At 70.6% G+C, this 4,502-nt stretch carries 6 protein-coding genes and 1 pseudogene; all 7 read right to left on the bottom strand.

The annotated features are described in order from the left end of the window. Positions 1-142: 142 nt before the first annotated feature. A pseudogene (locus BFF77_RS36905) lies at positions 143-325 on the bottom strand (ATP-binding cassette domain-containing protein); the annotation flags it as partial. Further along, positions 325-1,026 (bottom strand): ABC transporter ATP-binding protein, encoded by a 702-nt coding sequence (locus tag BFF77_RS18475; protein ID WP_342671239.1) that lies wholly within the window; start codon positions 1,024-1,026, stop codon positions 325-327. The gene BFF77_RS18475 and the pseudogene BFF77_RS36905, both read right to left, overlap by 1 nt. Then, entirely contained in the window at positions 987-1,586 is a 600-nt protein-coding gene (locus BFF77_RS18470; RefSeq protein WP_066950936.1) for a hypothetical protein, read from the bottom strand. Before BFF77_RS18470 ends, BFF77_RS18475 begins: the two co-directional genes overlap by 40 nt. 467 nt (positions 1,587-2,053) lie before the next feature. Next, a complete protein-coding gene (locus BFF77_RS18465) occupies positions 2,054-2,671 on the bottom strand; it encodes a hypothetical protein (protein ID WP_066950933.1) in 618 nt (205 codons plus the stop codon). A gap of 108 nt (positions 2,672-2,779) precedes the next feature. Continuing rightward, on the bottom strand, positions 2,780-3,268 hold the full coding sequence (locus BFF77_RS18460) for a hypothetical protein (RefSeq protein ID WP_066950930.1): 489 nt from the start codon (positions 3,266-3,268) through the stop codon (positions 2,780-2,782). Positions 3,269-3,764: 496 nt separating this feature from the next. Beyond that, positions 3,765-3,896, bottom strand: coding sequence for a DUF6069 family protein (locus BFF77_RS38195; protein ID WP_425424387.1), 132 nt, complete (start codon positions 3,894-3,896; stop codon positions 3,765-3,767). A gap of 108 nt (positions 3,897-4,004) precedes the next feature. Then, the coding region (locus tag BFF77_RS18455) for a cysteine hydrolase family protein (protein WP_066950928.1) at positions 4,005-4,502 on the bottom strand (498 nt) is incomplete at its 5' end.

The raw sequence follows: 4,502 nt of genomic DNA, 5'->3' as shown, positions 1-4,502 counted from the left end.
CGGCGCGCACCTACGGCTCGGGCAGCGGCGCGGGCGTCGCAGTGCACGGCGCGAGCTGTACGGTCGGCCGCGGGCGCGCGTATCGCGGTCGTGGGCCCTTCGGGCTCCGGCAAGTCGACGCTGTTGCATCTGATGGCCGGTCCAGACCGGCCATCAGATGCAACAGCGTCGACTTGCCGGAGCCCGAAGGGCCCACGACCGCGATACGCGCGCCCGCGGCGACCGTACAGCTCGCGCCGTGCACGGCGACGACCGCGCCGCTGCCCGAGCCGTAGGTGCGCGCCGCGTCCGCGCAGACGACCAGCGGTTCTCCGGTTCCGGCCATCACACCCACCGTCCGTCGCGCATCCGCAGCACGCGGTCGGCCGCGGAGGCCACCGCCCGTGAGTGCGTGACCACCACCATGGCGGTCCCGGTCGCGGCCCGTTCGCGCAGCAGTGTGAGGATCCGCCGCTCGGTCTCCGCGTCCACCTCGCCGGTGGGCTCGTCCGCGAGGACCACGGCCGGATCGTTGGCCAGTGCCACGGCCAGACCGGCGCGGGCCGACTCGCCGCCGGAGAGCTGCCGGGGCAGCGCGCCCGCGCGTCCCGCGATGCCCATCCGCTCCAGCAGGTCCCGCGGCCCGATGTGGTCCGGGGTGCGCGAGAGCCGCCGTACGAGCCGTACGTTGCCCGCCACCGTGAGGTGCTCCAGCAGATTGCCCGACTGGAACAGCACACCGATGTGCCGGGCCCGCAGCCGGCCTCGCAGATGTTCCCGCTGGTGGGAGAGGGGCAGACCGGCGACGCGGACCATGCCGCCATCAGGTTCGTCCAGACCGGCCAGACAGTTCAGCAGGGTCGTCTTGCCGGATCCGGAAGGGCCCATGACCGCGACGATCTCACCCTTCGCCACCTCCAGACCGACTCCCTGGAGCGCGAGGGTCTCCTCCTCACCGGCCCGGAAGAACCGGTACAGGGAGTGCGCGCTGAGCGGAACGGCCGCGGTCATCGTGCCCACCGGAAGGAGTCCGTGACGGTACGCCACGGATCGACGTTGTCCGCGCCGACCGCGCCGGAGAGCGTCAGCACGGCCTGCTCGCCCTTCCGCCAGAACACATAGCGCTCCACGTCCTGCCGGACGCTCTTGCCGGTCACGCCGTCGGCCGCCGAGTCCGCCCGGTACGTGGCCAGTACGGCGCTGCCGCCCTGGCGGCTCACGGTGCTCACCTTGCCCACCGTCACATTCGTCCCCGACCGTTCGACCGCCGGCAGATCATCCGCACGGACCGACTCGACGGTCGGCGCCCGCCCGGCCGGCGACCGCTCGATCCGGACGCTGTTGAACTTGTCGCTGAAGACCGTGGCGGCGCCGGAGGCTCGGCGCGCCCAGCCCTCGGGCACCTTGACGTGATAGCCGCCGTCGGCCGGTGACCAGTCCACGTACACCTGGTTGTCGGGGATGTCACCGGCGGGATTCACCTCCGGCGCGGGGGCCGAGGAGGACGGAGTCGATCCGGATCCGGATCCGGGGTCGTCGGCGGAGCACGCCACTGCTGCGGTCAGGATCACCAGACCGGTCAGGGCGGCGGACAGGGTACGACGCATCGTGACACCTCTGCGCAGGGGACGAGCCGGCCGGACGACCGCCTCGGAACCGACGCTAGAAACCGGTCGGCCAGCGCCCGCACCCCAACACGTGAGCGCGCGATTAACGCCGCGTCGCCCACGGCCCGCCCCCCGGATCCCGCCGCCGACGGACCACACCGCATGCCGACCGGGAGAGCCCCCCGGTACCTAGGCGGACCAGCCCTCCGGCCGGGCACGCGAAGCTGCCACCGCCGGGGCCCGCGCCGTCGCCACCGGGACCCGCGCCTGCACTGCCGGGGCCCGCGCCGTCGCCCTCGCACTCAGGCGGGCGTTGACGCAGCGGTGGTGCACCCGTCGCAGCCCGCGTGCGACCTCTGTCGGACGTGCCCGGGCGGGAGGCCGTTGTCTGATGTGCGAACGGGCGGCGCGCGCCGACGCGAGCCGGGAGCCGTTCCCGGCAGTGAGCCCGTCGGCGCTGCCCGTTGTCAGGCGTCGGTCGAGGGGGTGTACAGGTGTGCTTGCCGTATCCCGGCCTTGCGCAGTTCGTCCGCGATGATCCGCAGGTCGGTACGGGCCATGTGCGGCATGATCCCGTCCTTGCAGTCCATCCACACGGAGGGGACGGTTTCATTGACGTCGACGAAGTTCGGGTTGTAGAGATCGATCAGGCCGTACTCCACCTCTTCCGGAGTGCGTTCACCGCCGTCCTCGAAGACCGTCCACATGCGGTCCGCGGCGGCGGTGAGCGCCGCAACCGCACGGGCGTGGTCGTCCGACTCGACGGCGATCTCCCACTTCTGGTGAGGAACGCCGTCGATCCTCTCGATGCGCAGCGTGTTCGGGTCCACGGTGATGCCGCCGGGCACGCTCTCCGAGACGACGGCACGGCTCATCCACTGAGGGCCTTCCTCGGTGTCCAGGCATTCGTCGGCCACGCGCCAGAGCATGTCCGGGCCGCCCAGACGGACTGCCTCCTCGAAAAGGGCCCGTGAGCCGTCCGGATCGAAGTCCGGACTCAACGCCTCGAAAGCCCGGCACGCGCCTCTGAACGCGACCTCGGCGGGATGGTCGACGCCCGGCGCAACACTCTCGGTATTCTCCATTTTCTCCATGCCCCGTGTCTATCACCGGGGTCTGACACAGGGTCACTGATGATCGCCGAACACCCCGTCGCGCGGCAACAGCGCCCGGTTGTGTGGGCAGTGTGCCGTCTACAGAGCCCCGGGAATGAGGGTCGTTCGGAAGCCCTCGCCGCCGTACAACGACTCGTAGCGGATCTCGAGGTGGAGCCGGTGGCTGATCAGCTCGGTGAATTCGGCGTGGTCTCTGCGGTAGTCGGCGAGCCTCACCAGGTATTCGTCGTATCCGGGGGCCAGGTACTGCGGCTCGCGGAAGGTCACGACGGTCGGCCACAGACCGAGGGTTGTGCGGATCCGGTCCGCGGTGGCCTTGTTCCAGGGGCCGACCTTCTCCCCGTCGACCGTCACGACGGTGCTGGTGACCACGGCAGGCCCCAGTCCGGAGTTGGTGAGTCTGAGCCCTGCCACGGGACCGGGCACCAGGACGCGCTGCAGCACCAGGAGAGGACGCACGGAATTGCGGTTGTGCCGGCGCGCCGCGCGCCCCTGGCGTACCGAGACGACGAGCGAGGCGACGGCGATCGCCACGGCCGATGCCGCGACAACGGTTTCGCTGTCCATGGCAATCGCCTCCGGAGTTCCAGCCGCGCGGAAAGGCCGGCCAGGAGCATATGAAGGTGTGTTGCCCTGAGGGCAGTACACAACCGGCCCTTTCCTGGCCGACAGGCGGGCAGTGTCCGGCGCGCAGTGTCCGGTGGCGCAGGGCGCGGGGCGCGGTGTCCGGCGCGTGGGGCACGGCGCGCTCGCACCGGCTGCCGGACCGCGGCGGTCGGGATCGGGTCGTCGCCGTGGAAGCGACCTCTGACGCGTTGGGGTGTGCAGGGACCAGGCCGCTCCACGGCGTCGGAAGCCCGCGCGGTACGGTGCCGGACCCTCGCCGATCGCCAGGGACGAGAACCGGCCGTGGTGGCCTCACCCGAGCCGAGCCCGAAGCGTTCGCCAGGTCCGGCCGTTGGGCGATCAGTTCAAGAAGCGCCCTGCCGAGCCGCTCCCCCGGGCAGACATGGTGAGTCGGCGGCGCTTCGAAGCGACATCGTTCCGGGGGCGTCGGCGGCGGCTACCGCAGGCGGGAGTTGAGCCCCGGAATGATCACGGCAGCGGCCGCGACGTGGGTGAGGACCAGTGTCACCCGCGTGGCCGCGTCGACATCCGGCCGACGGCCTGTCCGTCCTACGGGCCAACTGGCCAATTGAAGCGCTCAGTTGCGGCGCGACCGGACGTCGGCGCCGTGCCGAACCGCTCGGCCATGGCCGGGGCAACGGCAAGAACCAGGCGGTGCCCGGCCTTACGGCCCAGGTCACGAGACCGCTGTCCGAGGCCGCGGCCGCACGATGCCGACGAATTCTTCGGTGGTGAGGATCGCGTGGGCGTACTGCGGAGCGTTGACCTCGAACGTGGCAGACATCTCTTCCCAGTTGAAGGCGCCGATGGCGTCTCGGACGAGGGTCACGTGATATCCGAGTTCCTGGCCGAAGCGCGCGGTGGTGTCCACGCAGGTGTTCGCCTTCATACCGATCAGCACGATTTTGCGGATGCCGTGCTGCTTGAGCATGAAGTCCAGATCTGTGTTCGCGAAGCCGCTCGAGGCCCAGTGCTGGTTCATGACCAGCTCGCGTTCACGCGGCCGGAAGTCTGGATGCCACTCCGCTCCCCAGCTGTCCTTGGCGAAGGTCTGCGTCTTCATGATGTGTTTCTGCGCCGGAGACGGATGGTCCCACGTGCGGTAGTCGCTCGGGACCGTCTGGTGATGAGGCACGATGAAGACCCGGAAGCCCTGGCCGCGGGCCGCGGCCAG

Origin of the sequence: Streptomyces lushanensis, from assembly GCF_001700515.1 — a bacterium.
GTDB lineage: Bacteria > Actinomycetota > Actinomycetes > Streptomycetales > Streptomycetaceae > Streptomyces > Streptomyces lushanensis.
Note: the sequence above shows the minus strand (reverse complement) of the source record. Positions and strands in the feature narration are given on the sequence as shown.

What these genes read in the sequence shown, in the direction of transcription:
- BFF77_RS18460 (WP_066950930.1), bottom strand. Translation starts at nt 3,268, where the DNA reads ATGGACAGCGAAACCGTTGTCGCGGCATCGGCCGTGGCGATCGCCGTC.
- BFF77_RS18470 (WP_066950936.1), bottom strand. Translation starts at nt 1,586, where the DNA reads ATGCGTCGTACCCTGTCCGCCGCCCTGACCGGTCTGGTGATCCTGACC.
- BFF77_RS18465 (WP_066950933.1), bottom strand. Translation starts at nt 2,671, where the DNA reads ATGGAGAATACCGAGAGTGTTGCGCCGGGCGTCGACCATCCCGCCGAG.